Raw genomic sequence first — 4757 nt, forward strand, 5'->3', positions numbered from 1 at the left:
CTCCACCAGCCTTCGGCTGGTCCCCCTCCCCCGCCACGCGGGTGAGGATTGTCTCTTAGCCCTCCAGGTCCTGACCCTCGTCGGGCTCGGGCGTGCCCAGCAGTTCCTCGGCGATCTTGTTGGAGGAATCGCGCACGGCCTTCTCGATCTGGGCGGCGATGTCCGGATTGGCCTTGAGGAAGGCGCGGACGTTCTCGCGGCCCTGGCCGATCCGGGTCGAGTCGTACGAGAACCACGATCCCGACTTCTCGATCACCCCGGCCTTGACGCCCAGGTCGATGATCTCGCCCAGCTTGGAGATGCCCTCGCCGTACATGATGTCGAAGATGACCTCGCGGAACGGCGGGGCGACCTTGTTCTTGACGACCTTGACGCGGGTGGTGTTGCCGACGACCTCGTCGCGGTCCTTGATCGCTCCGGTGCGGCGGATGTCCAGACGCACCGAGGCGTAGAACTTCAGCGCATTGCCGCCCGTGGTCGTCTCGGGGCTGCCATACATCACCCCGATCTTGTGACGGATCTGGTTGATGAAGAGCACGATGCACTGGCTCTTGTTGATCGAGGCGGTGAGCTTCCTCAGCGCCTGGGACATCAGACGCGCCTGAAGGCCCGGCAGGCTGTCGCCCATCTCGCCCTCGATCTCGGCCCGCGGCGTGAGCGCGGCGACGGAATCGACCACCACGATGTCCACGGCGCCGGAGCGCACCAGGGTGTCGACGATCTCCAGCGCCTGCTCGCCCGTGTCGGGCTGGGACACCAGAAGGTCGTCCAGGTTCACGCCCAGCTTCTGGGCATAGGTCGGGTCCAGCGCGTGTTCCGCGTCGACGAAGGCGGCGGTGCCGCCCGACTTCTGGATCTCGGCCACGGTGTGGAGCGCCAGCGTGGTCTTGCCCGACGATTCCGGCCCGAACACCTCGATCACCCGCCCGCGCGGCAGGCCGCCGATGCCGAGCGCCATGTCCAGACCCAGCGAGCCGGTCGACACGGACGGAATGACCTCGGCCACCCCGCCCTTGCCCAGCTTCATCACCGAGCCCTTGCCGAAGGCGCGGTCGATCTGGGCGATCGCCGCCTCCAGCGCGCGCTGTTTGTCGCCGTCTTCCTTGCCCACCAATTTCAATGCCGCCTGCGATGCCACCTTGCCACTCTCCCTTGCCATGATTCCCAAGTCGGTCCGGAGGGAGAGGCCCGCCTTCGGGGATTTCCCCGTGACCCGCTCCCGATGAGCCGCACTATGTGCACGGTTTGTTCAGGTTGGCAATTTGTTCTTTTCGGCGGTTTCAGTCGCTACGTCCAATTCTGACGTGCCCTACCGCAGCCGCGCGGTCGCGAAGTCGATGAAGGCGCGCAGCTTGGGAGCGACCTGGTCGCGGCTCGGGAAGTAGAGGAACAGGCCCGGATTCTCGGGCATGAAGGGGCCGAGCACCGTCTCCAGCAGCCCGGCCTCGATCAGGGGCGCGATCAGGTCGGTCATGGAGTAGGCGAGGCCCACGCCCGCCACGCAGGCCGACAGCATCAGGGTGTTGGTGTTGACGATCAGGGGGCCGGTGACGGCGACCTCGATGTCGCGGCCGCCGTCCTCGAACTCCCAGCGGTACAGGCCGCCGCGTGCGGACTGGCGGAAGTTGACGCAGACGTGGGCCTTCAGATCCTCCGGGCGCTCCGGCCGACCGTGGCGGGCGAAGTAGTCGGGGGACCCGGCGATGCAGAAGGTGGACGGCGGTGTCAGGCGCACCGCCACCATGTCGGCGGCGATCATTTCGCCGATGCGGACGCCAGCGTCGAAGCCGTCCTCGACGATGTTGACCAGCCGGTCCTCGACATGGAGCTCCAGCTCGATCTCCGGATGGGCGGCGCAGAACTCCGGGATCAGGGGCTCCAGCAGACCCTGCGCCACCGAAGGAATGTTCAGCCGCAGACGCCCCGCAGGACGACCGCCCAGGGCCTGAACCGCCTCCAGCCCGGCGTTGACGGCGGCGGCGCCGGAAGCCGCGTGATCCAGGAAGGCGCGGCCGGCCTCCGTCAGGGCGACGTCGCGGGTGGTGCGGGCGAGCAACGGGGCTCCGGCCCGGGCCTCCAGCTGCTTGACCGTCCAGCTGACGGCGGCGGGTGTGACGCCCAGCTCGCGCGCGGCGGCGGTGAAGCTGCGCCGTCGCGCCACCTCCACGAACACCGCCACGCCGTCGAACAGGTCCCGCTTCATTGTCAAATCATGCTTGAAAGCGCGTTCAGGAGAAAGCGGATTATCTTTATGGTCGCCCCGGGCGATGTTGCGGGCGTCGGGATTGGCCGACCGCAGAGAGGAGAGACCTGAGATGCCCCGTTTCGACCTGAACCGCCGCCAGTTCGCCCTGACCGTCTCGGCGGGCCTGGGCCTGGCCGCGCTGGGCGGCGGCTCCGCCCGCGCCGCGACCACCGTCTCCAAGGTCCGCTTCCAGAGCGGCGGAGAGACCCTGGTCGGCGACCTGCACGCCCCGGTCGCCGGAGGCCTGAAGCCCGCCGTCGCCATCATCGGGCCGATGACCTATCACAAGGAGCAGGCCCCGACCCAGTACGCGCGGCGCCTCGCTGCCGCCGGCTACGTCGCCCTGGCCTACGACAGCCGCTATCGCGGCGAGAGCGGGGGCGAGCCGCGCGCCTGGGAGAACCCGGCCGCCAAGGTCGAGGACCTGATCGCCGCTGTTGATCATCTGGCCTCGCGGCCGGACGTGGACCCCAATCGCATCTTCGTGCTGGGCATCTGCCAGGGCGCGTCCGCGGCGGTGGTCGCGGCGGCGGACTCGGGCAAGGTCGCGGGCCTGGCCACCATCGCCGGCCATTATCGCGACCATGAGGGCGACATCGCCTGGCTGACGCAGGAGGGCTACGACCGCCGCCTGGCCAATGGGCTCGCGGCCCGCGCCAGGTATCAGGCGACCGGCGCGGTCGACTATGTCCTGGGCGTCTCCCAGACCGACATGAACGTCGGCATGCCGGGCGAGTTCGTCTGGGTCTGGTACCAGCCCTGGGCCGACCGGGGGATGTGGGAGAACCGCTACGCCGTCATGTCGGACGCGGACCTGCTGACCTTCGAGAGCCTGTCGGCGGCGCGGCGGCTGAGCACCCCCTGGCTGATGATCCACGGCGACAACTGCTTCCTGCCGGACGCCGCCCGCCGCAGCTTCGACGCCGTGCCGTCCACGACCCGCAAGGCCATGGTCTGGGACGATACGCCCCACCTGTCCTACTACGACCAACCCGCCGACATCGACCGCGCGACCGCCCGCGTCGTCGACTGGTTCGCCCGGGCCTGAGGGGCGGTGGGAACGCTGATGTTCGCCGGGGCCAGGGCGGCCCTGGCGATGGAGAGGGCGGCCGTGTCGGCCGTCCTCTCGGACTCTATGGCGAAGGCTCCCGGGCTCCCATATCCGTCGGGGGATCGCCGATCCCCGAACGGAGGCCGCGATGGGACACCGCTTTCTCGAGACCCTGACGACGGAGGCGGTCAAGGCCGTCCAGGCGGAGAACGGCAGCCGTAACGCCTATGCCCGGCTGGAGGGCGGAGAGCCGGCCAATCACCGGCTGGGCGGACCCGAGGCGGCCTTCCTGATGGCGCGGGACAGCGTCTATCTGGCCTCGGTGTCGGCCTCGGGCTGGCCCTATGTGCAGCACCGGGGCGGGCCGCCGGGCTTCCTGAAGGTGCTGGACGCCGAGACGATCGGGTTCGCCGACTATCGGGGCAACCGCCAGTACATCAGCCTGGGCAACATCCGTGACGACGACCGGGTGGCCCTGTTCGCCATGGATTATCCGAACCGCCGACGGCTGAAGATCCTGGGCCGCATGAGCGCCGTCGATGTGACGCAGGAGACCGACTTCGCCAAGGCCGTGGTCGACGCCGACTACGGCGCCAGGGTCGAGCGGGGATTCCGGATCGAGGTCCACGCCTTCGACTGGAACTGCCCCCAGCATATCACGCCGCGCTTCACCGAGGCGGAGATCGAGGCGGCGCTGGCCCCTGTCCGCGAGCGGATGGCCGAGCTGGAGGCGGAGAACGCGCGGCTCAGGGCACGACTGGCGGGGGCGGACGCCGCGCCCTGAGTTCGGATCGGCTCAGGCCTTGGCGGCGCTCAGGATCGGGCCACCGTTGGGAGCCTGGACGAGGACGGCGGTCAGGAGGCCCTCGCGGGAGGCAGCCGGCAACCGCCAGCCCCGGGCCTCTCCGCCCGACCATTGGCCCAGCCTGACAAGCTCGCGCACGACCGAGGCGTGGGGCAGGGTGGCGCCCGCGTTCTCGCCTCGAGCGACGGGGACGGCGATGGGCGCGGGCTCGTAGCGGACCAGCCAGACGTCTGCGGGCGCGGACGGCGTCGCTCCGCCCGCCAGGCCCACACCGCCGCCTCGGAAGACGATGGCCGGACCGGTCTCGGGGCGATGGGCGTCGATCAGACCTTCAATCTGCTCCATGCGGCGGCCGACGGTGTGGGCGCGACCGTCGACGACGACCTGGGGCGTCCAGACGTTGTCGGTGCCGAGGCCTCGCTGATAGTCGCGTTGGCGGGCGGTGTATTCGGGCTTGGCGAAGGTGTCGGGCCAGCCGAGGTCGTCCCAATAGGTGACGTTGAAGCTGAGCGTCAGCAGGTCGGTGCGGCTCGACAGCCGCACCAGATTGGCGTTGGCGGGCGGGCAGGAGTTGCAGCCCTGGCTGGTGAACAGCTCGACGACGGTCAACTCGCCTGAGGGCGGCGGGGCGGGGACGCGAGCCTCGACCGGCTGGG

The 4757-nt window shown here is 69.6% G+C and carries 5 protein-coding genes; 2 read left to right on the top strand and 3 right to left on the bottom strand.

All coding sequences use genetic code 11. The annotated features are described in order from the left end of the window. Positions 1-55: 55 nt before the first annotated feature. Positions 56-1138 (bottom strand): recombinase RecA, encoded by a 1083-nt coding sequence (gene recA, locus IP78_RS06560; protein ID WP_054110902.1) that lies wholly within the window; start codon positions 1136-1138, stop codon positions 56-58. A gap of 171 nt (positions 1139-1309) precedes the next feature. Next, a complete protein-coding gene (locus tag IP78_RS06565; RefSeq protein WP_054110903.1) occupies positions 1310-2203 on the bottom strand; it encodes a LysR family transcriptional regulator in 894 nt (297 codons plus the stop codon). Positions 2204-2315: 112 nt separating this feature from the next. On the opposite strand from IP78_RS06565, the gene IP78_RS06570 reads away from it, so the two are divergent. Beyond that, positions 2316-3293 carry an alpha/beta hydrolase gene (locus tag IP78_RS06570; protein ID WP_054110904.1) on the top strand — a complete coding sequence of 326 codons (978 nt, stop codon included), beginning with the start codon at positions 2316-2318 and terminating at the stop codon, positions 3291-3293. 151 nt (positions 3294-3444) lie between these two features. Beyond that, positions 3445-4080, top strand: coding sequence for a pyridoxamine 5'-phosphate oxidase family protein (locus IP78_RS06575; protein ID WP_054110905.1), 636 nt, complete (start codon positions 3445-3447; stop codon positions 4078-4080). Positions 4081-4092: 12 nt separating this feature from the next. Here IP78_RS06575 and IP78_RS06580 read toward each other — a convergent pair. Further along, on the bottom strand, positions 4093-4757 hold a 665-nt coding region (locus tag IP78_RS06580; protein ID WP_054110906.1), incomplete at its 5' end, for a thioredoxin family protein.

Origin of the sequence: Brevundimonas sp. AAP58, assembly GCF_001295975.1 — a bacterium.
Lineage (GTDB): Bacteria > Pseudomonadota > Alphaproteobacteria > Caulobacterales > Caulobacteraceae > Brevundimonas.